This window comes from Actinoplanes sp. NPDC026623 (genome assembly GCF_040638275.1).
Classification (GTDB): Bacteria; Actinomycetota; Actinomycetes; order Mycobacteriales; family Micromonosporaceae; genus Actinoplanes.
Genome location: NZ_JBEZXZ010000062.1, coordinates 1 through 24,947 on the forward strand (window position 1 = coordinate 1; position 24,947 = coordinate 24,947).

At 70.1% G+C, this 24,947-nt stretch carries 16 protein-coding genes; 7 read left to right on the forward strand and 9 right to left on the reverse strand.

All coding sequences use genetic code 11. From position 1 onward, the window contains the following. The 3 genes from AB0F10_RS19810 to AB0F10_RS19820 all read left to right on the forward strand — a co-directional run. On the forward strand, nucleotides 1–1,494 hold a 1,494-nt coding region (locus AB0F10_RS19810; protein WP_360626664.1), incomplete at its 5' end, for an amino acid transporter. A gap of 80 nt (nucleotides 1,495–1,574) precedes the next feature. Then, on the forward strand, nucleotides 1,575–3,578 hold the full coding sequence (locus tag AB0F10_RS19815) for a hypothetical protein (protein ID WP_360626667.1): 2,004 nt from the start codon (nucleotides 1,575–1,577) through the stop codon (nucleotides 3,576–3,578). A gap of 546 nt (nucleotides 3,579–4,124) precedes the next feature. Beyond that, nucleotides 4,125–5,240, forward strand: a complete 1,116-nt coding sequence (locus tag AB0F10_RS19820; RefSeq protein WP_360626670.1) for an alpha/beta hydrolase — start codon at nucleotides 4,125–4,127, stop codon at nucleotides 5,238–5,240. Between the two features lie 178 nt (nucleotides 5,241–5,418). Here the strand turns inward: AB0F10_RS19820 and AB0F10_RS19825 are convergent, their stop codons facing one another. The 3 genes from AB0F10_RS19825 to AB0F10_RS19835 all read right to left on the reverse strand — a co-directional run bounded on the left by AB0F10_RS19825 (nucleotide 5,419) and on the right by AB0F10_RS19835 (nucleotide 12,694). Beyond that, nucleotides 5,419–8,703: a discoidin domain-containing protein gene (locus AB0F10_RS19825; RefSeq protein WP_360626673.1), complete on the reverse strand. Its 3,285-nt coding sequence runs from the start codon at nucleotides 8,701–8,703 to the stop codon at nucleotides 5,419–5,421. Further along, a complete protein-coding gene (locus AB0F10_RS19830) occupies nucleotides 8,700–10,124 on the reverse strand; it encodes a glycoside hydrolase family 43 protein (RefSeq protein ID WP_360626676.1) in 1,425 nt (474 codons plus the stop codon). Before AB0F10_RS19830 ends, AB0F10_RS19825 begins: the two co-directional genes overlap by 4 nt. 128 nt (nucleotides 10,125–10,252) lie before the next feature. Then, complete coding sequence (locus AB0F10_RS19835; RefSeq protein WP_360626678.1) at nucleotides 10,253–12,694, reverse strand: beta-L-arabinofuranosidase domain-containing protein; 2,442 nt, start codon at nucleotides 12,692–12,694, stop codon at nucleotides 10,253–10,255. A 383-nt stretch (nucleotides 12,695–13,077) separates the two neighbouring features. Between AB0F10_RS19835 and AB0F10_RS19840 the strand changes: the two genes are divergently transcribed. Continuing rightward, nucleotides 13,078–13,710 (forward strand): copper resistance protein CopC, encoded by a 633-nt coding sequence (locus AB0F10_RS19840; RefSeq protein ID WP_360626681.1) that lies wholly within the window; start codon nucleotides 13,078–13,080, stop codon nucleotides 13,708–13,710. On the opposite strand, the gene AB0F10_RS19845 is transcribed toward AB0F10_RS19840, so the two are convergent. Next, a complete protein-coding gene (locus AB0F10_RS19845) occupies nucleotides 13,711–15,840 on the reverse strand; it encodes an MMPL family transporter (protein ID WP_360626684.1) in 2,130 nt (709 codons plus the stop codon). A 137-nt stretch (nucleotides 15,841–15,977) separates the two neighbouring features. Between AB0F10_RS19845 and AB0F10_RS19850 the strand changes: the two genes are divergently transcribed. The 3 genes from AB0F10_RS19850 (at nucleotide 15,978) to AB0F10_RS19860 (ending at nucleotide 18,287) form a co-directional block, all read left to right on the forward strand. Next, nucleotides 15,978–16,487, forward strand: coding sequence for a MarR family transcriptional regulator (locus AB0F10_RS19850; RefSeq protein WP_360626766.1), 510 nt, complete (start codon nucleotides 15,978–15,980; stop codon nucleotides 16,485–16,487). Nucleotides 16,488–16,584: 97 nt separating this feature from the next. Then, entirely contained in the window at nucleotides 16,585–17,379 is a 795-nt protein-coding gene (locus AB0F10_RS19855; protein WP_360626687.1) for a phosphatase PAP2 family protein, read from the forward strand. Nucleotides 17,380–17,696: 317 nt separating this feature from the next. After that, entirely contained in the window at nucleotides 17,697–18,287 is a 591-nt protein-coding gene (locus AB0F10_RS19860) for a hypothetical protein (RefSeq protein WP_360626690.1), read from the forward strand. 229 nt (nucleotides 18,288–18,516) lie between these two features. Here the strand turns inward: AB0F10_RS19860 and AB0F10_RS19865 are convergent, their stop codons facing one another. The 5 genes from AB0F10_RS19865 to AB0F10_RS19885 all read right to left on the reverse strand — a co-directional run bounded on the left by AB0F10_RS19865 (nucleotide 18,517) and on the right by AB0F10_RS19885 (nucleotide 24,793). Next, entirely contained in the window at nucleotides 18,517–19,908 is a 1,392-nt protein-coding gene (locus AB0F10_RS19865) for a non-reducing end alpha-L-arabinofuranosidase family hydrolase (protein WP_360626693.1), read from the reverse strand. A 62-nt stretch (nucleotides 19,909–19,970) separates the two neighbouring features. Beyond that, nucleotides 19,971–21,371 (reverse strand): arabinofuranosidase catalytic domain-containing protein, encoded by a 1,401-nt coding sequence (locus tag AB0F10_RS19870; RefSeq protein WP_360626696.1) that lies wholly within the window; start codon nucleotides 21,369–21,371, stop codon nucleotides 19,971–19,973. Between the two features lie 408 nt (nucleotides 21,372–21,779). Further along, nucleotides 21,780–22,163, reverse strand: coding sequence for a GntR family transcriptional regulator (locus AB0F10_RS19875; RefSeq protein WP_360626699.1), 384 nt, complete (start codon nucleotides 22,161–22,163; stop codon nucleotides 21,780–21,782). Nucleotides 22,164–22,218: 55 nt separating this feature from the next. Further along, the gene (locus AB0F10_RS19880; protein ID WP_360626702.1) at nucleotides 22,219–23,130 is read right to left on the reverse strand and encodes a hypothetical protein; all 912 of its coding nucleotides are present in this window, start codon (nucleotides 23,128–23,130) and stop codon (nucleotides 22,219–22,221) included. 97 nt (nucleotides 23,131–23,227) lie between these two features. Then, on the reverse strand, nucleotides 23,228–24,793 hold the full coding sequence (locus tag AB0F10_RS19885) for a polysaccharide lyase family 1 protein (protein ID WP_360626705.1): 1,566 nt from the start codon (nucleotides 24,791–24,793) through the stop codon (nucleotides 23,228–23,230). Between the last annotated feature and the right edge of the window lie 154 nt (nucleotides 24,794–24,947).

A 24,947-nucleotide genomic window follows, 5' to 3' on the forward strand; every position in this document is an offset into this window, starting at 1 on the left:
TTCTGGCCCTCCTCGTTCAAGGGCCACGAGGTCATCGTCACGCTCGTGCTCGTCGCGCTGCTGGGCAGCGTCTTCCTGAAGGGCTTCACCGAGGCGATCGGTCTCGCCGTCGGCCTCGTCGGCATCTACCTGACGCTCAACGTCATCGTCATCGGCGACGGCCTGATCCAGGTGATCACCCATCCCGGTCAGGTCGGGGACTGGATGACGGCGCTGACGACGCAGCACGGAAATCCCCTGGTCATGGTCGGGATCGCCCTGCTCGTCTTCCCGAAGCTCGCGCTGGGACTCTCCGGCTTCGAGACCGGTGTCGCCGTCATGCCACATGTGAAGGGCGACCCCGGCGAAACGCCGCAGCACCCCGCCGGGCGGATCCGCGGCACGAAACTGCTGCTCACCACCGCCGCCGGAATCATGAGCGTCTTCCTGATCACCAGCAGCATCGTCACCACCGTGCTCATCCCGCAACAGGCGTTCGAGCCCGGCGGCGAGGCGAACGGCCGGGCCCTGGCCTATCTCGCCCACGAGAACCTGGGCAACGCCTTCGGCACCGCCTACGACCTGTCGACCATCGCGATCCTCTGGTTCGCCGGGGCGTCGGCGATGGCCGGCCTGCTCAACCTGGTCCCTCGCTACCTGCCCAGGTTCGGCATGGCACCGTCCTGGGCCCGGGCCGTACGCCCGATGGTCCTGGTCTTCACCGGCACCGCGTTCCTGATCACGGTCGTCTTCGACGCGGACGTCGACGCACAGGGCGGCGCCTACGCCACCGGCGTCCTCGTGCTCATCACCTCCGCGGCCACCGCGGTCACCCTCTCCGCGCGCCGCAGGCGCCAACACGGACGGACCGCCGCCTTCGCGGTCATCGCGCTGATCTTCACCTACACGACGATCGCGAACGTCGTGGAACGCCCCGACGGCGTCAAGATCGCCGCCTGTTTCATCGCCGGCATCCTGCTCGTCTCGCTGCTCTCGCGCCTCTACCGGGCCTTCGAGCTCCGCGTCACCCACTTCGAGGCGGACCCCGTCGCGGAGACGTTCCTGCGCGAATGCGGCCGGCGCAAGATCCGGCTCATCGCCAACGAGCCGGACAGCCGGGACGCCCGCGAATACAGCGCCAAGATCGCCCAGATCCTCGCCGACAACGACCTGGCCGACGACAAGGACGTCATCTTCGTCGAGGTCACCGTCACCGACGCCTCGGACTTCGAGACGGAACTGCACCTCAAGGGCGAGGTGCTGCACCACCGCTACCGCATCCTGTCCGTGCAGAGCTCCTCGGTGCCCAGCGCCATCGCCGCCCTGCTGCTCTACATCCGCGACACGACCGCGCGCCGCCCGCACATCTACTTCGAGTGGACCGAGGGCAACCCGGCCGCCAACTTCCTGCGCTATCTGATCTTCGGCCAGGGCGAGGTCGCCCCCGTCACCCGCGAGATGCTGCGCCAGGCGGAACCCGACCGCCACCGCCGCCCCCACGTCCACGTCGGCTGACCGGCCGAGGACGCCCTTCCCGCCTTGTTGATCTTCCGGGTAGGCTCGGCCGACTTCAGCCACTCCGCGGGGGAGAGTTCATGCGTAAGCGCACCGTCCGGGCGGCGCTCGCGGCCGGCGTACTGGCCGCCGGCGCGGCGTTCTTCGTCGACATCGCGACCGGGGCAGCGTCCGGCGCGACCACGCCGGCCGACCCGCAGCGCCACGCCATCGACGGTTACCACGCCGACCGGATGGTGGTCGATGGCGTGCGGCGGCGCCTGCTGATCGCCGACGACGTGGCCCATCGCATCCGCGCGGTCGGCTACGACGGCACGGTCGCGGACGAGACGGCCCTCCCGGACGGCGCGAACGCCGGAGACCTGCAGCTCTCGGCGGACTCCACCACGCTCTGGGCGACCCTCCCGGACGCGCAGATGATCATCTCCTGGAATGCGGCGACCCTCGACGAGATCGCGCGCTACCCGGTCGCCGTCCTCGACCTCGGCCATCTCACGCTCGCCGGCGACCGGGCCTGGTTCACCTACAACAAGAACTACTTCGGCTCGCTCGACCCGGCCACCGGCGAGGTCGCCAAGTACGTGCTCGGTGACGGGAACGATTCGTCGGCGAATCCGAGGCAGCCCTTGATCGCCGCCAGCCCGGCCGACCCGAACCGGCTGGCGCTGACGTACGCCGGCACCCGGACAACGCTCTTCCTGTACGACATCAGCGGCGACACGGCCGCGCTGGTCACCAAGACCCAGACCGGCACCATGTTCGCCCACAGCGCCCTCGAATACACCGCAGACGGCCGGATGATCTACGTCAGCGGCATCGGCGGCGTCTTCTACACGTGGGCCGACGACCTGGACACCTCCCAGGCCCGCACCATCGCGATGAACCAGGCCGTCGACGTGGAGGCGGCCTCGAACGGCTGGATCGCGGCCGGCCTGCCGCCCGCCACGGACGCCACCGACCTGCGCCTCTTCCAGGCCGGCGAGACCGTCCCCGCCCGCGAGTTCGACATCCCGACCGCCACCGGCGCGCCCGCGCTGGCCGACCTCGCCTGGGAGCCGGGCGGCGGCCGGCTCTTCGCCGTCACCTCGGATCAGGACGGCGCCCAGAACCTGTGGGTGATCGACGCGCCGACGGTCGCCCCGGCGCCGTCAACGCCGGCTCGGACCGCGACCGCGATCAAGCTGACCGCGCCGGCCACCGCGGGGCGCGGCTCCGGCATCAACGTCCAGGGCACGCTCGGCGGCGGCCTGCCGATGGGCACGCCGGTCAAGGCCGTCCGTACCGACGCCGAGTCGCCGGCCGGCGTCGAGGTCAGGTCCTCGGACACGAACGCCCAGGGAGAGTTCAGCTTCATCGACTCGCCGGCGGCGGGCGGAACGATCACCTACACCGTCTCGTACGCCGGGGACGCCACGCACAAGCCGTCGTCGGCCAAGGTCTCGATCGAGGTGGCCAGGACCGCCACGGCGCTCACCCTGAACCGCAACGGAAGCATCAACGCGTACGGCGCGACGGTCGCGATGACCGCGCACCTCGGCGCCACGTACCAGAACCGGACCGTGGAACTCTGGGCCGACCCGTACGGTGCGGACCGGGCGCGCAGCCTGATCAAGAAGGGTACGGTCGACGGCTCGGGCAATCTGAGCGTCAACTACAAGCTGACCCGGAACACCACATTCAGCGCGGTCTTCGCCGGCGACACCCGTTACGCCGCCCGCACGATCGGCTCGGCGGTCAAGACAAAGGTCGCCGTCTCGACCACCGTCGCGAAGCACTACCGCCTCACAAAGTCATATTATTACGTGCGCAAGGCGACGAACCCGACGTTCACCACGACGATGACGGCGTACCCGGGACGCTCGCAGCGGCTGACCTTCGAGCGGTATTCGGGTGGCAAGTGGGTCGCGTGGAAGACCAGCACCCTCAAGCTCAGCTCGGCCGGCAAGTACACGTTCACGCTGACCGGGACCCACGCGACGGGCGTCAAATACCGGGTGCGGGCCGCGTACCTCACCGGGACCTCCGGCGACAGCGCGAACTACTCGACGTACGGGTCCTGGAAGTACTTCACCTTCACCAAGTGACCGCCGGTTTCAACGCCAGCCCCTTCGGGTGGCTCGATTCGTTGCGGCGTAGGAGCGGCCGGCTCGGCGGGTTGCTGTCCGGGCCTTGGACGCCAGGCGTGATTGGAGGGGGAATCCTCGTCGGTGGGGTCCTCGATTGCGGGGGCCGGGCCGATGGTGTTCCACGTGGCGCAGGGACCGCCGAACCTTTCGGTGATCGGCTCCGGCACCCAGGTCCAGCGGCGCGTCCGTGAACCATTGGTCGGCGTCGAGGTCCCAGGACGGCCATGCGTGCTGAAGGGTGCGGCCGGGCAGCCGCGCGAGTCGCCGGCCGTGGACGGCGGTGCCGTTGTCCCGGTCGTTGAGCCAGTGCGGCTTGAAGTCCTGAATCCCGAAGCGCGCCATGGCTCCGATTCTGTCGCGCAGCCGGGTGCGGACGCATTCGGATTTCTTCGTCGGTCGGGGTGACGGGGGCTCGGGGATCCCGGCCCATCCTTGCTTGGAGCCTGTTTCGCTGATCGGGCAGGAGATTGCCGGGATGGACCGGTCCTTTCTAGACTGTCGCCCGTGCCGATCGGATACCTCATCCCCGTCGTGATCATCGGATTCTGTACGTGGGTGTCGGTGATCGCACCGCGTCCCCCGCACACGACCCCGTCCCACTGGTCCTACTGGGTGACCTTCGAGGTCAACGAGCAGCCGTTCATCGTCTTCTATCTGCTGCTCATCCCCACAATCTTCGCCGTCGTGGGCGGCGACCTCGACTCCCCCGGCGGTCTGGTCACGTTCGGGCTCGCCGTGCTGGTCGCGGTCGGCCTCGGCATCCTCGTACGCCAGGCGCTCGCGACCGGTCCGGCGATGCGGCGGGCACTGGCCGAGGGCGGTATCGACTATCAGCCCGGGCCCCGGCCGTGGGGTCGTGTCCTGTTCCCCTGGATCGGCGCCCGCCCGCGCGGCGTGACCCGGGTCGTCAACGTGGCCTACGGCGACGCCGGCGGGCACAACGTGCTCGACGTCTACCACCGCCACGACAAGCCGGAGGGCGCCCCGGTCTTCGTCTATTTCCACGGCGGCGGCTTCCGCCTGGGCAGCAAGAACCGGGGTGCCCGCGCGCTGCTCAACCACCTCGCGGGCCAGGGCTGGGTCGGCGTCAACGCCAACTACCGGCTGGCACCGGCGGTCGGTTATCCCGAGCACCACGTCGACGCCAAGCGGGTGATCGCCTGGATCCGCGCCCACGGATCGCAGTACGGCGCCGACGCCCGCACCGTCGTGGTCTCCGGCACGTCGGCCGGCGGTCACCTGGCCTCGATGCTGGCGCTCACGCCAGGCGACCCGGCGTTCCAGCCCGGCTTCGAGGACGCCGACACCGCGGTCTCGGCGGTGATCGGCTTCTCCGGCTACTACGGGCCGGCCGGCGGCCCCGGCTCGTCGCCGCTCGAGCACCTGCGGGACGCGCCGCCGTTCCTGTTCGTCCACGGCACCAGCGACAGCTCGACCCTGATCGAGGACACCCGCGCCTTCGTGACCCGGTTGCGCCAGGTCAGCACCCGGCCGGTCCTCCTCGCCGAGCTGCCGGGCGCCCAGCACGCCTTCGATCTGTTCTTCTCGCTGCGCTACAGCTACGTCATCGAGGGCGTGGCGGCGTACTGCCGGTCGCTGGCTTCCGACCACCATCAGTGACCCGACCGGCTCCGGCGTCCACCTCGATCCCGTCCCGGCCGTCGGCGCCGGGCCCTCATCCCGCCCGATCCGCGCTCGCGGTGAGCGGGCGATCGCCACGCTCAGTTCTGCTGCCCGGCGCCGCGCGACCGCGATCGCATGGTCCCGGGGCCCGCCGGGTTGGCGGGCCCCGGGGTGGTCAGGCGAAGGCCTTGAATTCGAGCAGGCCCACCGAGCCGGCGCCGCTGGTCAGTACGGCTCGTAGGCGGGTCGTGTTGATCTGGGGGAAGGTGGTCTGGTTGTACTGGTTGGCCGCCACCGGATAGGCGGAGGCGGACGGCACGTTCACGTAGGCCGTGCCGTTCCAGTATTGGAGGTTCCAGGAGGCCGGGAGGCGGACGCCGCCGTTGTCGTCGAAGAAGTAGAGCTGGGCCGAGCTCAGGTTCTGCGCTGTGGGCCAGGTCAGTTCGGCCCATTGCTGGCCCTGTTCGGGCCAGGTGCCCCAGCGGGGGTTCGCCGTGTCGTTGGAGGTTGCCGGGTCGATGCCGTCGTTGAGGGCCGCGACGCTCTCCCACGCCGAGGTGTAGGACGCCGTGGGTGTGGCCGACGGTGCCAGGTTCTGCGACGGCTGGGGGCCGGGGTCCGTGGTGCCGCGGCGGTAGAGCTTCAGCTCGGTCAGGCCGGTTTTGGCGGCGCCGGTCGGCTGGGTGAACTGGATGCGGAGCCGGGCGGTGCTGACCGCGCCGAACGTCACCCTGTTGTAGTTGGATTGCGGGGTGCCGGGGGACTTGACCTGGCTCGCGGCGTTGATCCAGGCGCTTCCGTTCCAGTACTGCACGGTGTAGGCGGACGGTGGCCGGTACCGGTTGCCGGCCCTGTCGTTGCGGAAGTGGATGCGGGCCTCGTCGACCGTCTGGGTGCTGCCGAGGTTGACCTCGTACCAGTCCGTGGCGTTCGGGGTTCCGTAGCTGCCCCAGATCGGTGCGTTGGTCGGCAGGCCGTCGACCGCCGCGGCCGTGGTGGTGCCAGAGGTCGTGTACGACGCCGAGGTGGTCTTGCCCTGGGCGAGGTTCGGGGTGGTCGAGGTCAGGTCCACGCCCGCCTTGGCGAAGATGTCGATCATGCGGGCGCTGGACTGGGTGACGTTCTGCGGCGCCTGCAGCCCGGAGAAGGCCGCGTTGTAGGTGACCGTGCCCGTGCCCGCCGGGAGGGTGACCGCCCCGGTGGCCGGGTTGTAGACGAAGCGGGTGAGGCGGTCGACGGTCGCCACCCGGGTGCCGTCGAGGTAGATGGAGTAGCCCTGCGGAACGCCGGCGTAGCGGGTCACGCCGTCGGCCGGGTCGTCCCAGACGACGGAGAGGTTCGCGTTGCGGTAGCGCAGGTTGTTGACCGCGAAGTTCGGCCAGCCGATGTTGATCGGGGACAGCTCTATCTGGGCGTCGTTGCGGGGCCGCAGGCCGGCCACGTCCTCGATGACGGTCCAGTTGCTGCTGCCGAGGATGTTGTGGTGGATCCACGAGCGGTAGGTGATGGCGCTGCCGTTCCAGTCCGCCCAGAACTCGTTGGCGTCGGGCCAGCGGGTGTCGCCGCCGACGTACTGCGCCCAGGTGTTCCAGTAGAGCAGCTTCTTGTAGTCCTCGGCGTTCATCCATTGGTTGGGGTAGTTGCGCAGCGCCGACGAGTACAGGCGGAACTGCACGGTCGAGTTGATGGTGGAGAAGTTGTTGCTGCCGGGGAAGCCGGCCGCCGCGGCGGCGGCCTTGTCGCGCTGGTTGGCCGTGTAGAACGGGAAGATGGGGTACTCGGCCGGGTCGGCGAACAGCCGCAGGGCCTCGCGGTACTCGGCGGTGTTCGGCATCAGGCCGACGGAGTACGGGTAGTAGTTGTTGATCTCCTTCCAGGGCACGTGGGTGTTGGTGGCCACGTGCTTGTGTTCGAGCAGCTTGCGGTCCGGGTTCCACAGGGTGCTGACGACGCCGTTGCGGATGCGGTCCGCGAGGGTCTGCAGCTCGGCGGCCTTGGTGGTGTTGCCGAGCAGCGTGTACGCGTCGCGGGCCGCGTTGGCGGCTGACCACACGTACGCGGTCTCGGCCCGGTCGAGGTTGCCGGAGCGCCAGTCGAACGACACCGCGTCGGCGTCGTTGCCGGTCATCGCGCCCCAGTTGTATTCGATGACGCCGTTGTTGTTGGTGTCGTACGTGGCGAGCTGGCCCTTCGCGTCGCCCTCGGCGTACCGGGCGAAGTTCTGCAGCATGGCCGGCTGCCCGCCGTGGATCTGGTAGGCGCGCCAGGCCGCCTCGGCGATGTACTGGGTGTAGGAGTTGGACCAGTTCTCCGGGTCGCCGGGGTTGTCCATGAACCGGCCGCCGCCCGAGGACTGGCCGACCGCCAGGTACGGGCCGTAGGAGTATTCCGGGCTGCGCAGGTACTTCAGGTCGTCGATGTGCATCGGCTGGGTCAGCGCGATCGCGTTGTTGTAGCCGGTGGCACCCTCGACCGACTGCGGGAACTGGAAGTCCTGCCCGGGGATGTCGACGTCCAGGTAGTTGAAGCGCATCAGCCACCAGCGGTAGTAGATGTTCTTCTTGATGGCGGCGTCCGGCACGTCGATGTAGGGCACGTTCTGTGCCCACCACCGGTTGTAGTCGCGCACGTGGGTGGCGAACGCGGTGGCCGGGGCGTATCCGCGGTAGGCGGTGTATTCGGTGAGCGACTGCGGCACCTCGTTGGTCACGAAACCGAGCTGCACCTTCGTCGTCACGGTCTGGCCCGCGGCGACCGTCACCGCCCGGGTCAGCGCGCCGCTGCCGGCGGCGAAGCCGTCACCGGAGAACCTCGGGTAGATCGTGGTCAGGTTGTTCTTCACCGCCCGGGTCCCGGTGAGTTCGGTGCCGCTGCCCGTCACCGCGTAGGGGGAGACCGCGCGAAGCTGCACGGTGGCCGAGGCGGTGCCGGTGTTGACGACGGCGAGGTTCGTCACCAGCACGTTGTTGTGGGTGATGAACTTGGTGACCTCCAGGCGTATCGAGCCGCTGGTGTGCACGCTGCGCCAATGGCTGGGCGTCTGCTTGCGCTGCGCGGTCTGCTCGGTGAAGGTGCCGGGCGACGCCGTGATCGCGTACGCGTTCTCGCTGCTGATGTTGTCCCAGTAGGCGGCGTTTCCGCCGAAGCCGATGACGGCGGGGTCGTGGGTGTACATGAACGCGCCTCGGCCGCGGGTCATCAGCAGCGTGCCGGCCGGGTCGCTGCCGGTGCGGGCCAGCAGCCGGTCCATCCAGAAGTCGGTGCCGGAGCTCTCCGCGTCGTAGATGGCCTGCATGGTGTCGCCGGTGGAGTAGCCGACCGGCGGCGCCGGGATGCTGCCGCCGGTGAAGGTGGGGTAGCCGATGGTCTGTGCCGCGTGTGCCGCCGGCGCCACCGTCACGTTCAGGCCGGCGGTGACGAGCAGGGCGGTCAGGGCGTACGCCCAGGGACGACGGTTCACGACTGGAACGCCTTCCACTCGAGAAGCCCGGTGGACAGCCCGGTCTTCGAGGTGATGGACAACCGCAATCGGGTGGTGCTGATCGTCGAGAACGTCGTCACGTTCTCGGTGTTGCCGGCCACCCCGCAACCCGACTGATTCGGTACGGGCACATAGGCGCTGCCGTTCCAGTACTGCACCTGGCAGGAGGCGGGCAGGTCGATGCCCTGGTCGTCGTCGAACCAGTAGGCGGCCGCCTTGTTGAGCGACCGGGCCGACGGCCAGGTGTACTCGACCCACTGGGTGCCCTGCTGCGGCCAGTTGCCGTAGGCGAGGTTCGAGCGGTCCGCCGAGTTCGCCGGCGCCCCGCCGTTGTTGACGGCCGCCAGGTTCTCCCACGGCGACACGTACGAGGTCGACGGGGTCGCGGACGGCGCGATGTTGGTGCCCGAGCCGCTCGGAGGGCCCGGGTTCGCCGGCGGTCCGGTCGTGGTCTGTGCAACCCGCTGGATGGTGCCGTCGGCGTTGAAGTACATCCGGTCGACGGCCACGGAGCGGCGGAAGTTGCCGCCGCCGGGCGCGTTCGCGTTGTGGTAGACGAGGTACCACTGGCCGTTGAACTCGACGGCGCCGGCGTGGTTGGTGGTCGAGGAGACCTGCCCCAGCACGATGCCGCGGTGGGTCCACGGACCGAGCGGGTTGGTCGCGGTGGCGTACCGCTGGCAGGCGTACGCGGAATCGGTGACGCAGCCGGCGGTGTCGTTCGCGGCGTACATCAGGTAGTAGAGGCCGTTGCGCTTGAACATCCAGGGTGCCTCCCAGTAGTTCGTGAGGCCCTGCGGCGTGATGACCGAGCCGACCGTGTCGATCATGTTGGCGGCCAGCTTGACCGCGCGGGGCGCCCAGTAGCCGCCCCAGTACATGTACGCCTGGCCGTCGTCGTCGACGAACACGGTCGGGTCGATGTTGAGCCCCGACGAGTTCGCGGTGCTGTCGCTGATCAGTGGGCCGCCCTTGGCGTCGGTGAACGGCCCGAGCGGGCTGTCGCCCACCGCGACGCCGATGTTCATCCAGCCGGCACCGTTGCCGTTGATCGAGGTGTACCAGTAGTAGCGCCCGTTGCGCGGCTCGACCTCGCCGGCCCAGGCGTCCGCGCCGGCCCAGCCGAACGTGGAGATGCTCGCGCGGGCGCCGTGCTGGGTCCAGTTCGCCGCGTCGGTCGACGACAGCACGTGCCATTCGCGCATCAGGAAGTTGCTGGAGCCGGCCGGCGCCTCGTCACGGCCGGCGTAGATGTACATGGTGTTCCCGACGACCAGGGGCGCCGGGTCGGCGGTGTAGATGTTGGTGACGATCGGGTTCGCCGCCTGGGCCGGCACGGCGGCCGCGGCGATCGCGATCACCGTCCCGCATGCGGCGGCGAGCCACTTCCTACCTGACATGCTTGCTCCCTTACTGCGTGGTTTCACTGGCCGAGAAGATGAGCCTTTTTCAACGTGGCCGGGGTGGCAGCGCCCGGCGGAGGTCGACGGGCCGGATGCCGCCGGCCCGAGGCCAGGTTGAAAATTGCTCACTGGAGTTGGGCGATCTCGGACGCCGGCAGCGCCCGGCTGTAGACCCGGAAGTCGTCCACCGCGGCGGCCAGGTACGGGTCGCCGGCGTACTGGGAGCGGCCGATCCAGTTCTGGGTGGTGGTGCCGAGCGCGGACGGGCGGACGGTCAGCGCGCTGTTGCGGGCCACCTCGGCGCCGTTGACGTGCAGGACGCCGAGGTTGCCGGTGTGTGTGACCGCGACATGGGTCCAGGCGCCGGCCGGCAGGGCCGACGGCGCCTCGATGCGCTGCTCGGCACCGGATCCGCCGCTGCTGATGGCGTACCGGGCGGTCCCGGCGCTGCTGCGCGGGGTGAGGAACAGGTAGGCGCCGGTGCCGGCGCCGAAGTCGAAGACCCGCGCCCAGGTCGTGACCGTGTCGAGCCGGACCCACGCGGCGACGGAGAACGCGGTGGCGCCGGCGAGGATGCCGGCGGGCAGGACGACGTGCGCGCTGGTGCCGTTCAACAGCACGGCGTTTCCGGTGCGCCCGGTGGTGCGGCCCGCACCGCCGGACAGGGTCGCCGTCCGGCCGTTGCCGGTCGCGTCGGCGGCGGTGCCGCCGGAGGCCTCGTCGAACGGGTAGTGCGCGACGAAGGCGGGCAGCGGCGGCGGGGTTCCCCCGACATTCCAGTAGACGGTGTAGCGCTGGCCGTGGGTCAGGTAGAACGGCCGCAGCAGCACCGAGCCGGCCGTGTACTCCAGCGGGTTCGCCGTGGGCCGCAGCGCGGCGGGGTCGAGGGCGGGCGGCCCGGGCAGGTCGGTGGTGCCGTACTGGCCGGCGAGCACGATCGGGCCGTGCCGGACGCTGCGGATCGCGATGTTGTCCGGTGTGGACTCCACCGCGAGGGACATGGGCAGGCCGATGTCGACGGTGTCGCCGGTGCTCCAGGTCCGGCTGATGGTCAGATACGTGCCGGGCACGGCGGCGCCCGTCGCGGCCCCGTTGACCCGGACCTCGGCGCCGGTGGCCCAGGACGGGATGCGGATGCGCAGGTCGATCGCCCCGGAGCCGGTCACGATCAGCCTGCTGGACGACGTCTGCGGGTACGCGGTGTCCTGCCGCACGGTGATGCCGCGCCCCGGCCAGGTCAGCGTCGAGGCGATGAACAGGTTGACGTACAGCGTCGTTCCATTGTGGAAGTAGATGCTGTCGCCGAACTTGGTGTTGGTCTCCATGCCGGTGCCGTGGCAGCAGGTGAAGTCGTTGTAGTCGTTGCTGTAGCGCTTGATCCCGCCGGCGCGCAGCGGCACGTAGTAGCAGTGGTGCCCGTGCGTGGACGCCGGGTTCTGCGCGCCCAGCAGGTGGTTGTAGAGCGCCTTCTCGTAGAAGTCCATCAGCTCGGCGGCCCGGCCGGGGTCGGTGAAGAACAGTTGCCGGGTCAGCTTGAGCATGTTGTAGGTGTTGCAGCACTCGCAGGTGGTGTCGGACAGCTCCGCGGCGATCCGGTCCGGCGCCTTGAAGTACTCACCGTTGGAGTTGCCGCCGATGGCGTACGAATGCCGGCGGGTCACGAAGTTCCAGAAGTTGACGGCGATGTCGCGGTACCGGGTGGTGCCGGTGGCGTGGTAGCCGCGGATGGCCGCGAGCGCCTTGGGAATCTGGGTGTTGGCGTGGAAACCCGCGAGCGCGTCGACGCCGGACGCCAGCGGATCGAGCACCTGGGCGTGGTCGAAGTACTGCGCGGTCGTCAGATGCGCGGGGTTCTCGCTGAGCTGATAGAGGTTGAACAGCGTCTCACCGATGCCGCCGAACTCGGTGCGCAGCATCTGCTGGCGCTGGTCGTACGTCAGGCGGCTGTTGCGGGACTGCACCCAGGCGGCCTTGCGCTGCAGCATGGTCAGCGCCTGGGCGTTGCCGGCGATCTGATGCATGTCGAGCAGGCCCTGCACGATCTTGTGCAGCGTGTAATACGGCGCCCAGACCTGCTGCCCGGTCTCGACCCGGTCGATGAAGCTCTCCGGGTATGCGGAGAGGTAGCCGCTGGCCCGCTGGCAGAGGCCGAGCTGGGCGACGAGGTAGTCACCCTTGTCCCGGTACGCGGTGTCGCCGGTGCTCGCGTACGCCTGGGCCAGGGCGGTGAGCACGTGGCCGATGGAGTGTCCACGTAGCTCGGTGGCGGGGGACTCCCAGCCGCCGCAGGGTTCGGCGGTGGACGGCAGGCCGGCGTTGATCCGGAACATGTGCAGGAGGCGGTCGGGGTCGAGAAAGCTCAGGTACGCGCGGGTCCGGGCGGCGCCGGTCTCGAACGGCCCGCTGCCCAGCCGGACCGCGGTCAGCGGGAACGCGTACGCGGAGACGCCGTTGTCGGGGCGGGCGCGTGCGGGCGCCTGGACACCGGCGGTGCCGGCGGTGACCGCGCCGGCGGTGAGCGCGCCGCTCTTGAGGACGGTCCGGCGGGACAGGGGCGGGAGATTCATGCGGGCGCCTTTCTCCGGATGCGGTCAATCCATAGATATGCGTCAATACTCGGGCCGGGACTCCGCCCCCGGGGTGCAGCGGTAGGGGAGGTCGGCGCATGGGGGCTGCCGGCCCGGCGAGGATCAGGTGAAGGTCAGCGTTCCTGACGAAAACGTTTTCGGCAAGATGTTCGGCAGGTTACAGAAATTGAGCCATCTGAAGCTGACTGCCTCGTGGTCGCGGGACCGGAATACCGAAAATAGTTTCGGTCCGAGGGCGCCCCGGGCCGCGCTGATGGAAGCCTCATCGAGATCCGGCTATCTCATCTATGATCGGGCCGGCCGACAGGAGGTTCACCGTGAGTCGCGTGGCCGTGCGTTAGTCCGCCATCGTCGCCGCGAGCGTGCTGGCCGTCGCGGTGCTGGCTCCGCTGCCCGCGTATGCCCACGGCGGGCTCGTGAGTTCGACCCCGCCGCAGGGCGCGACTGTGGACTCGCCGGTCGAGGCGGTGACGCTGGCGTTCACCGAGAAGCCCGCACCGTACGCCTTCTTCGCCGTGCTCGCGCCGAACGGAACCCGCGTCGACCGGCCCTGGTCGCACGCGGAGCCGTTCCGCCTGGAGCGGCCGGTCAAGGAATTCCAGCTGGTGGACGGCCAGTGGCAGCCACGGGAGTTCCACGCGGGATTCCCGGCCCGGGTGCCGGTGACGCATTGGCCGCAGCGCGGGCGGTACGTGATCCGCTATCAGAGCGTGGCCTCGGACGGCGAGGCGGTCGCGGGGGAGGTCGGCTTCACCTACGGCGGCGCGGTGACGGCGGCCCCGCCGGGCTGGCAAGCGCCGACGGACGGCCCGAGCGCGGAGTTGCTGGCCGCCGCGGGCACCGCGCCCGGCGGCACCGCGCCGGGAGCGAGTGCCGCCGCCGCGCCGGCGACCGACGACAAGGGACCGTGGCCCTGGCTCGTGCCGGTCCTGCTGGTGGTCGCCGCCGCGGGGTCGATCGCCCTGGTGGTCACGGGCCGCCGAGCGCGCAGTTGATCAGTCGCGGCTCGAGGTGGCCAGCTCCCTCGGTGCCGGTTCCGGCTCGACCGCCTCGGACCGCACGCGGTTCGGCCACCAGAACCGGTCGGCGAGCAGGAACGCCAGCGCCGGCACCAGGACCGTCCGCACGAGCAGCGTGTCGAGCAGCACGCCGATGCATACGATGACGCCGATCTGGGTCAGCAGGATCAGCGGCAGCACGCCGAGGACGGCGAAGACCGCGGCGAGCAGCACGCCCGCGCTGGTGATGACCCCGCCGGTGACCCGCAGGGCGGAGAGCATCCCGTCGCGGGTGCCCGTCCGGCGCGCGTCCTCGCGGGCCCGGGTGACCAGGAAGATGTTGTAGTCGACGCCGAGGGCCACCAGGAACACGAACGCGAGCAGGATGACGCCGCTGTCCAGGGCGGGGAAACCGAGCACGTGGTCGAAGAGCAGCCACGCCGCGCCGAGGCTGGCGAAGAACGAGGCGATGACGGTCAGCACCAGCAGCAGCGGGGCGAGCAGGCCGCGCAGCAGCAGCACCAGCACGACGGCCACCAGCAACAGGATGATCGGCAGGATCAGCCGCAGGTCCCGCCCGTTGGCCTCGGCCTCGTCGTACGTCGCGGCGACGCTGCCACCCACCACCGCCCCGCGCGGCGCGCTCGCACCGTCGACGGCCGGCGGGGCCGAGGCGGGAACCGCGGCGACCGCGGCGCGCAGCGCCTCCACCGCCCGGTCGGACGCGGCGGTGCCCGGCTCGGCCTCCAGCACCACGTCGACCTGGGCGACGGCCGCCCCGGCGCTGCCGGGCCGCGCCGACGCGACGCCCGCAACCGCGGTCGCGGCCCGGGTGACCGCGTCCACCGCGGCCGGGTTGGTGAGCACGGCGACCGGCTGGGTGGTGCCGGCGGGGAACGCCTTCGCGAGGGTCTGCGCCCCGGCGACCGCCTCCGGCTCGACCCGGAACTGCTCGGTCTCCGACAGGCCGGTGCGGATGCCCAGGCCGCCGAGGGCCAGGCCGCCCAGCAGCAGCGTCGACAGGACCGCGACGGCCACCGGCCGGCGCACGACGCCGGCGCCGAGCCGGCCCCACAGCCGGCCCTCGCGTGCCTCGCTGCCGGCGTGCGGGACGAAGGGCCAGAACAGGCCCCGGCCGAGCAGCACGAGCGCGGCGGGGAGCACCAGCAGGGCCGACAGCATGGCGAACACGACGCCGGTCGCGCACGCCACCGCGAGCGCCCGGTTGTTCTCCTGCTCGGACAGCAGCAGCGTCAGCACGCCGAGCACCACGGTCGAACCGCTGGCCAGGATGGGTTCCGCGGTCCGGCGCAGCGCGGCGCGCATCGCGGCGAAGCGGTCGGGTTCGCGGCGCAACTCCTCGCGGTAGCGCGCGATGAGCAGCAGGGCGTAGTCGGTGGCGGCGCCGAAGACGAGCACGCTGGCGATGCCGGTGACGGCACCCTCCTGCAGGTTGATGCCGACGGCGGGCACGATCGTGTCGATCGCGCGCAGCGTCAACTGCTCGGTCGCCGCGACGACCAGCAGCGGGACGATCCACAGGAACGGGCTGCGGTAGGTGATGAGCAGCAGCAACGCCACCACGCCGGCGGTCACCAGCAGCAGCGTGGTGTCCGCGCCCTCGAAGACCTTGGTCAGATCCGCGGTGAACGCCGGTCCGCCGGTCACCTGGACGGTCAGGCCCGCCGCGGTGCCGTCCAGCGCCGTGCGCACCTGGTCGACCGTGTCGGCGACCTGCTGCTGCCCGCCGGCGGTGGACAGCGGCACGGCGATCAGCGCGACCTTCCCGTCCGGAGAGAGCTGCGGGGGTGCGACCCGGCCGCCGGCCGCGAACCGGCTCAGCTGCCGCGACCGCGCGGTGAGCGCGTCACGGTCGGCGGGGGTGAGCGGCCCGCCGTCGACCCGGCCGGCGACGACGAGGGCCGGCTGCACGTCGCTGGACGGCAACTGCTCCCGCAGCCGCTCGGCCTGGGTGGACTGCCACTGCACCGACAGCCCGGTCGACGACACGGGTGCCGGGTTGCCGGGCTTGGGCAGCCCGAAGACGGCGACGCCGAGGACGATCGCGGCGACCACGGTGAGCCACGCGGCCAGTCGGCCGCCGGCTACGCGGGTGAACAGTGACATCGTTTCCTCACGGGGGGTCTCAGCGGGCTCGGGAGATATCTCGACAACCAAGGTATCTCGATGACCGAGATTATCGCCCGTTGAGTTAAGCTGCAAGCCGGATGGAGGGAGCACCGAGGGACGTGGCAGGTCACGGCATGTACCGGCGGCGCGACACGCGCCGCGACCAGTTGATCGCCGAGATCGCCAACGACCTCCGGCGCTACGCGGCCGACGCCCAGCAGGTCGGCCACGCCTTCGCGGGTCTGCACGGGCTGGGGCCGACGGACCTGCAGGCCCTGATCGCGGTCATGGACGCGGAGCTGACCGGCGACCCGACCACCCCCGGCCGGATCGGGGAGCAGCTCAACCTCTCCTCCGGATCGGTCACCGCCCTGATCGACCGGCTGGAACACGCCGGCCACATCCGCCGCGACCGCGACACCGCCGACCGGCGCAAGATCCTGCTCCGGTACGCCGACCGGGGCGCCGCCGTCGCCATGGAGTTCTTCAGGCCGCTCGGGCGCCGCACCGACGCGGTGATGGCGGACTTCACCGACGACGAGCTGGAGATCGTCTACCGGTTCATGACGGCGATGAGCGAGTCGGTGCGGCAGCACCGCGACGCCGTGCGCGCCGAGTCGCCCCGGCGCGGCCCCGCCATCTGAGGACGTCGTCAGCGGCCTCGATCTCGGGGGAGCGGCCGGCGCGGCGTACGTCTGCCCGTCCTGTTCGGACACCGTGATGGTCGGCTATGGTGGCCGCGTGAAACCGCCGGCGGACGGCAGCAGGCGGCGTCCTTCGCCGGCAACCGAGGTCGGCGAGGAGCCCACGGCGGCCGCCGGACGACCCGGTGTGCTCGTCGAGCTGATGCTTCTGCTGCTCTGGTTCCTGCTCTTCACGCGCCTCGACGCCGCCGTAGGCAAGGACTTCGCGGCCGCCGCCGCCAACGCGCTGGCCCTGCAGGCCACGGAACGCGCGGTCCACCTCGACATCGAGCTGAGCGCGAACGGCTGGCTGGCCGGGAATCCGGTCCTCGGCCACCTGGCGGTGTATCTGTACCGGCTGTACTACGTGGTGGTCCTCGCCGTGCTGCTGTGGGTGTTCATCCGGCATGCCGGTGTCTACCGCCAGGTCCGCCGGACGATGGTCGCGATGATGGTCCTCGTCCTGCCGGTCTACTGGGCGGCGCCGATGTCACCGCCGCGTTTCGCTCTGCCGGGCGCCGTCGACATCGTTGCCAGGTACGACATCCTCGACCAGGACTCCCGGGACGGCTGGACGAATCCCAGTCACCACACGGCCATGCCCAGCCTGCACGTGGGCTGGGCACTGTGGTGCGCGTACGCGGTGTGGTTCGCGCTGCGGGGCAGGCATCCGCGCCTGGCGCTGTTGTCCTGGTTGTTCCCGCTGCTGATGGCGGCGGACGTGCTCGCAACGGGGAATCACTACGTCCTCGACATCGTGGGCAGCCTCGTGTTGCTGGCCGCATCCGTCGGCGCCGCGTCGGTGTGGGGCCGCCTCGCCGCACGCCGGGGCCGCGTCAGCTTCTGGCACTGATCCCAGAGCGATGTTCTCGCCGATCCAGGACCGGGCCTGGTCCCGCGGGTCCGCCAGGGCCGATCGCGCGGTCCTGGGTGTCGGCCGGAGGATCGTCCAGCCACTCATCCCACACGGGCCATGAGTCCATCGAATGATCCTCACACGCCGCATCCACGGACAGCGGGCGGCGACCGTCGGCGATCGCCGGGTGACGGCGGGTTCAATAAGTCATTTGCCATATCCAGGTCGCGTATCGCCGTTGCTAGCTTTCCTGGCGGCGCCGGCCCGCCGGCGTATGCGCGGACGGATTGACCCTTTGTCGAACGGAGACGGTTGTGAAGTACCACAAGTTCAGTGCCGTCGGCACCCTGGTGGCGGCGACTCTGGCCCTGACCGGATGCGGGCTGACGGCCGATCCCGTGGCAGAGCCCGCCAACGGCGGCAAGGCCCCTGCGGAGCGCGCTCCCGCGGTCAAGATGGAGGCCGTCGACGCCTGCAAGCTCCTGAGCGCTGCCGAGTTGCGGAAGACCTTCGGCAAGGCCGAATACAAACCGGTCGGGGATTCGAGAACGGTGGGCGAGCCGGTCCATCTGACGAATTCAAGCTGCATGTTCGTGGCCCAGGACGACGCCACCCCGTTCAACGTGTACGTGATCGTGCAGCAGTACGACACCGCCAAGAGCGCCGACGATCTCGGAGGCGACGGCACCAGGCCGGTCGGCGGGGTGGGCGAGGCCGCGGTCTCCGTCGAGGCCGCCGCGGAGACCGGCCCCGCCGGCCCTCCCACCACCCAGGTTCGGTTCGTCGCCGCCAACATGCTGGTCAACGTGTCGAAGGTCTACGACGCCGATCGGCCTCCGGGCGACCCGGCCGCCGACGTCACCCGCGTCGTCGAACTCGCCAAGAAGGTGGCCTCCCGGCTCTGACGGTGCCCGCGCACCTCGCGGGGACAGGTTGCTGTCGGTCGCGGTGATGTTCGTTCTCGGCGAGCGGACCATCACGCCCGAGGCCGACGTCGCCAGGGTGGTCACGCCGGCCAAGCACTCGCTCGCGAGGTTGGGACCGGGCGTTGCCGGGTTGTGGGGTCGACGGGCGGGCCGGGCCGGCCGGCGTGGTGCGTGGCCGGCCCGGGTTGCCGGGTCTGTGGGGTCGGGGTTATCGCTGGCGGGTGAGCAGGCCGGGGCGGTAGGGCAGGAGGCCGTAGTCGCCGCCGGAGTTGGGTGAGCGGCCTTGGTAGAGCAGTTGCAGGTTGCAGGGGTCGATGGTGAAGGTCTGGTCGGCGGTGGTGCGGATCAGTTCGCCGTGGCTGATGTCGTTGGTCCAGGTGGCGCCGCTGTTGGCTTTGCCGGCGAAGGGGTTGTTTTCGGTGGCGGCTTGCGGGGTCCAGGTGCCGTTGAGGCTGGTGGCGGTGAAGGAGCGGAAGTAGCGGCCTTGGCTGCCGATGGCTTCGACGATCATGAGGTATTGGTTCTGGCCTTGGATTTTGTAGACCTGGGGGGCTTCGAACAGGTTGTTTGTCGAGTCGCTCATGATGGTGGTGTAGGAGGAGCCGAAGCTGCTGGGGAAGTTGGCGAGGGGCATGCTGGTTCGGTAGATCTTGCCGTTGTCGCCGGCGAAGAACAGGTACATGTTCTGGTTGTCGGCGATGAGGGTCTGGTCGATGGGTCCGGTGCCGGAGCCGGTGATGCTGCCGGTGAACAGTGGTTGTGCGGTTGACCAGCCGTTGGCGTTGGTGGGGTCGGTGGAGGTTTTGTAGGAGAAGGCGGTCGGGCCCCATTGGTAGGCGAGGATCCAGATGTTTTTCGGTGCGAGGTAGAACAGGGTGGGTGCGACGGTGCCCTGGTTCATGGCGTTTTGGCTGGCTGAGGCCATGTCGGACCAGTTGGTGAAGGGGCTGAAGTTCATCGAGCCCCAGTTCGAGCCGTTGTCGTGGGTGGTGGCGTAGACCAGGTGCCGGCCGTTGTAGGGCACGGTGGTGAAGTCTTTGAGTGACGCCCAGCCCGACCTCGGGGTGGCGAGTGCACCCGTGGATGTCCACCGGTACGACGACGGAAGAGTGCACGTCGCCGGTGGGGTGGTCGGCGGGGTCGTGGGTCCCGTCGTGGGGGTGGTGGTCGGCGGGGTTGTCGGTGTGGTGTCGCCGGTGCACGCCACGCCGTTCAGGGCGAAGCTCGTCGGTGACGGGTTGCTGCCGGTCCACGAACCGTTGAATCCGAACGACACCGTGCCGTTCGTCGCGACCGCGCCGTTGTAGCCGGCGTTCGTCGCGGTCACCGCCGATCCGCTCTGCGTCAACGAGGTGTTCCACGCCTGAGTGACCGTCTGGCCCGCGCCGTAGGACCAGGTCAGGGTCCAGCCGGTCAGGGGGTCGCCGAGGTTGGTGATGGTGACGGCGGCGCCGAAGCCGCCCTGCCACTGCGACGACACGGCATAGTTCACCGAACAGCCCGCGGCCGCGGCGCCCGCCGGCAACGCGACGGCGACCGCCGCCGAGGCCAGCACGACACCGACCGGCACCAGGGCGGCCAGGGTTCTGGTCTTCTTCATGGATCTCTTCTCCCGTCAGGCGCAGATCAAGGTCGGTACGCCGTTCGCGGTCACGGTGGCGCTCACTTGTAGCCGGCCGCGACGACGGCGGCCTGGACGGCGTTCTCGGTGGCGTCGCTCGGATATCCGGCGACCATGGCGCCCTCGTAGAAGGTGCCGACGCTGATGTTGGTGTTGTCGATGCAGCAGTCGCCGCCGCTGCCGAGGATGATCGCGCCCTGCTTCCTCATCGGGCTGTAGCCCGGCGGAAGCGAGCCGTCCCAGAGCGTGGCGAGCGCGCCGGACTGGGCGTTGCTGCCCTTGATGGCGAACCGCGAGGTGCCGTTGTTCTTCAGGGTGGCGGTGACGAACCTGCTGGTGAAGGCGCGCTGGTTGGGGTTCCAGGTTCTGCTCCCGCCGGGGTAGAGCCCGTACTCGAGGTCGGCCTGTACCCACGGGCCGGAACCGGAGCAGCCACCGAACCAGCAACTCGTACCGAAGTAGATGGCATCCATCGCACCCGCACCGTCGGCCCGGCGGGTCGTCTCGCTGTTGCCGTAGTCGAAGCAGCAGCCGCCGTTGACGTGCGTGCCGCTGGTGACCATGTACATGCCCTCGGGGGCGCTGCCGGTCGGGATGCCGGTCGCCGATCCGTTGCGCCAGTAGCTGTTGCCGGCGTTGATGTAGAGCGAGTAGGCCTTGCTGCCGCCGACCGTGACCGACTCTCGAGTGGCGCCCGCCGCGGTGTCGGCGCCGCCGATGCCGCCGGGGCCCTGATAGCCGAGGTTGTTCCCGCGCCCCGACTGGTCGTAGATGATCGTGATGACGCATGACGTGCCGGAGCAGAACGCGTCCTGCGTCGACGCGTTCGCCGCGCCGCCCCGGCTCACCACGCCGATGTCGCGGGTGGTGTTGTCCGAGGAGCGGCGCACCTGGTAGAGGGCGCCGGTGTAGGCGGCGAGCAGGGCCCGGGTGGTGCTGTGCGCGGCCACGCACGGCGTGCCGCCGGCGGCGTACAGGTCGCAGGGCAGGCCGGTGGCGGGCGGGCTGCTGGAGGCCGTCGGGGTCGGTGTGGTCGTCGCGGTCGCGCCGGTGCAGGCCGTACCGTTGAGGACGAACGCGGAAGGCACCGGATTGCTGGAGGTCCAGGAGCCGTTGAACCCGAACGACGCGGTGCCGCCGGTGGCGATGCTCCCGTTGTAGCTCGCGTTGGCGACGGTGACCTGCGAGCCGGACTGGCTCACCGAGCCGTTCCACAGCTGGGCCACCGTCTGGCCCGCCGCGAACGACCACGACAGCTGCCAGCCGGTGACCGCGTCGCCGAGGTTGGTCACGGCCACCGACGCGCCGAACCCGCCCTGCCACGAACTCGTGATCGCGTAGTCGACCCGGCAACCCGTCGCGGCCTGCGCCGACGTCGCGGTCGCCACCAGGCCGGCCGCGCCCGCCAGCACCACGCCGAGCAAGAAGGCTTTGATCTTCATGAGGCCCTCCCTGGGCGAGGCACCCGGCGACGATCATCAATTGCGACGCAGGCGTGGGGAAAAGATGCCAGGAACGTTACGGGAGCGCTCCCACGAATTCAAGAATGTGAATTGATAATCCGTCACTCGAACCTCATAACAGCTTTTCAGTAATCAATTCACGAATGGTGCTTCGCTGAGGCGCATTCGGATCGGGCAAACGGGCGCCGGGACCGGCGGACGATCAGACGGGATCAGGCCGCCGCGTCATGCGGGTGGCGCCGCCGCATGAGGTACCAGGTGATCCAGCCGGCGCCGATGATGAAGCCGAAGCTGACGACGCGGGAGAGCACGACGGCGGCGACCGCGGTGGCGGTATCGACGCCGCCGGCGACGAGGCCGAGCAGCGAACCCCGGCAGCGTCCGGCCTCACGGAGAGCCGTCCAGGACCTGGCGGACGGCCGCGACGATCGCGGACCGTTCGGCGCCGAAGGCCCGCGCCCGCTGCACGAACTCCTCCGCGGCGCGCAGGAGCGCGGGGGAGTCCTCGGCCCGGGGCGGTGGAATGTCGGTGACCCGGGTGCCGCGCCCCCGCCGCGACTCCACCAGCCCGGCCGCCTCCAACTCCCGATAGGTACGCGCGACCGTGCCGACGGCCAGGCCGAGGTCGCCCGCGATCTGCCGCAGCGGAGGCAGCCGCTGACCGCCGGCGAGCGTGCCGTCGTGGATCAATGCGGCGAGTTGCCGGCGCAGCTGCTCGTAGGGCGGCGTCGGATCCGTGGACCGCACCGTGAGCACCGGAAATTCGGTCATGTTGTGCCACCTTTGGCATGCCCTTCTGGCCCTTGCTTCGCTGCGGTGCAGTCGGTCATGCCGTGCCACCTGGCGCCGGGCGCGCCGACGGCAGGACCAGGTAGGCGCCGCACCAGGCGGCCGCCACGAAGGCCGCGAGCGCGAGCGCCGACAGCGCCGGTCCCGCCGAGGCCCACGACGGCTCACCGCAGACGCCGGCGAGCGAGACCATCGCCATGCCGGCCGCCGCGGCGACGCCCATCAGGGGCACCAGCACGATCACGCCGGCCGCGGCCGTGACAACCTCGGCGGACCGCCGCCGCGAGACGTCATCGACGTGGAAGACATCGGTCGACCGGGGGCGTCGCACGACGCGGCGCAGCGCGAGACCGGCCAGCGTCAGTCCGCCGAGAACCACGAAGAGGCCGGGAACGGTGTAGTACGCGCCGGGCCAGAGCCATTCGGGCACGGGCAGGACCTCGCCCGCGCCGCACCCTGACCGCCGGCTCGTCGCATTCCACCCCCGCGCTGCGCCCTCCATCGTGGTGAAGGTCGCCAGCGCGAAGAGGACGACGGCCGCGACGGACACCAGCACGCCGAGCGTCGGCGGCACGTAGTCGAGGTAGCGGCGGATCCGTAGCTCGGCGCGGCGCACCTGCCCCGCCTGCGCGGGAGTCCACAGCTCCCCGGCGAACGCCCCGGCGAGCACGCCGCCGACGAACACCGGCGCCGCGATCATCGCTCCGCGTACCGATTCACTCGCCGCGATCGCGACGGCGGCACCGGCGGCGCCGGCGAGCAGGCCCGCCCACCGCCACCGGTCGGCCCGGGCCACCGCGCGGCCGTCCGCGTTCGTCGGCGGGCGAACCGGCACACCGTCGTCGTCCCAGCCGGCGGACCCCGGAGCGACCGGCAGGCGCAGCGGCCAATGAAGCCTGATCAGGATCAGCGCGCCGGTGGTCAGCGTGAGCATCACCGCGATCGTCACCGTCAGAAAAGGTACGTACCACACTGCCGAGGCCTCCTTGTGTCATGTACTTGATACAAGGAGGCCTCGGCTTGTGTCAATACAGGTCGGTTCCGAGCTAGGCGTACGTCTCGAACTCGGCGACCGTCGGCGTGCCGGTCGAACTGGAGATCCTGAAGGTGATCTTCTTCAGCGAGGTGGACGGGAACGTGATGGTGCGTGCCCCGCTGCCCGAGGCCAGCACGCCGCCGGTGTCGGCGTTGAGGACCTGCCACGACCCGATGTTGCCCGCGGAGCCCGACGCCTCGCGGATGATGATCGAGGACACCGCGGTGGCCGAGCTCCACTTGATCGAGATGTCACCGGTCGAACCCGCCGGCGACCAGTGGGTGCCCAGGTTGCCGTCCCGCACGTCGCCGTAGCTCGTCCCGCTGGCCTTGCTCGAGCCGTCGGAGCCGGCGCCGATGCTCAGGTTGGTTCCGCTCGGCGGGTTCGGGCTGGTGGTGGGGCTCGTCGGCGGGCTGCTGGGGGTGGTCGGCGTCGGCGAGGTGGTCGGCGGTGTCGCCGTCGGGGTCTGCGCCGAGCAGTTGCCGTTCGACACCTGCATGCCCGTGCCGGCGCCGGCGGTGGCGGCGACGATCTGCGGAACGCAGTTTGCCGGGTCGAGCTGGTAGGCGTACGGGATGCTGATCGAGGTGTTTGACGTCGGGTTCGGGCCGGCCGGGTGGTTGTCGCTCGACGGCGCCGACCAGGTGACGTTGTCGAAGATGTTGCCGCTGACCTGCCAGTAGCCGGGCAGGTCGGTGTAGAAGGTGCCGAGTACGTCCGCGGAGTCCTTGAAGTAGTTGTTGTCGACCTTGGCCTTGCCGCCGGCCCGCGGGTTGATGCCGGACTTGGTGAGGTTCGCGTAGTAGTTGTTGTAGATGTGGGCGGTCGCGCCCCGTAGCAGGGGCGTGCGGGACTCGATGTTCGAGTACAGGTTGTGGTGGAAGGTCACGGGGCCGTTGGCGAGGTCGCTGTCGCTGGACCCGATGAGCCCGCCGCGGCCGGAGTTGCGCAGCGTGTTGTAAGAAACCGTCACGTAGTTCGTGGAGGCCTTCATGTCGATGAGCGAGTCGTAGCCCTCGTCCTCGCCGCCCGACGCGAGCAGGCTGTTGTGGTCGATCCACACATTGTGGACGCTGCTCTCCATGCTGATGGCGTCGCCGCCGTTGGAGGTGGGCGAGCCCGACTTCTTGACGTTCCGGACGGTCACGTTCTGGACGATGATGTTCGACGCGCTGCGCAGGTGGATGCCGAGCTGGTCGAACACCGCGCCGCCGCCCACCCCGACGATCGTGACGTTGCTGACCTCCTTGATCTCGATCACGCCGGCGGCGGTGTTGCAGCTGCTGCCCGACACCTTGGTCGTGTTGCCGTGGTTGATGGTGCCCTCGACCTGGATGATGATCGGGGTGCTGCTGCTGGCCCGGCTGCACAGGGCGGTGTGAATCGCGGTCCCGGTGGTGGCCCGCACGGTCTGCCCGCCGGCGCCGCCGGTGGTCCCGCCGTTCTGGGTCGCGTAACCGGTGACGCCGCCGGTCGCCGCCGACGCCTGTGACATCGGCAGCGCCACACAGATCGCGCCTCCGGCGGCCGCCGTTGCCAGCGCCGCCAGGAGTCGCCATGCGACTGATCGCCTCATCTTCGCCTCGCCTTCATCTACGGATGGGTGTCGTCATTTCGGCGGCGGTAGAGGCTTCGGCGTCGTGCGATGCGGAAGCCGGAAACCGGGCGGCCCGGCCAGTCTTTGCCGTAACCGGACCGAAACATCGATCGATGTCAGTCTAGGAAAGCGC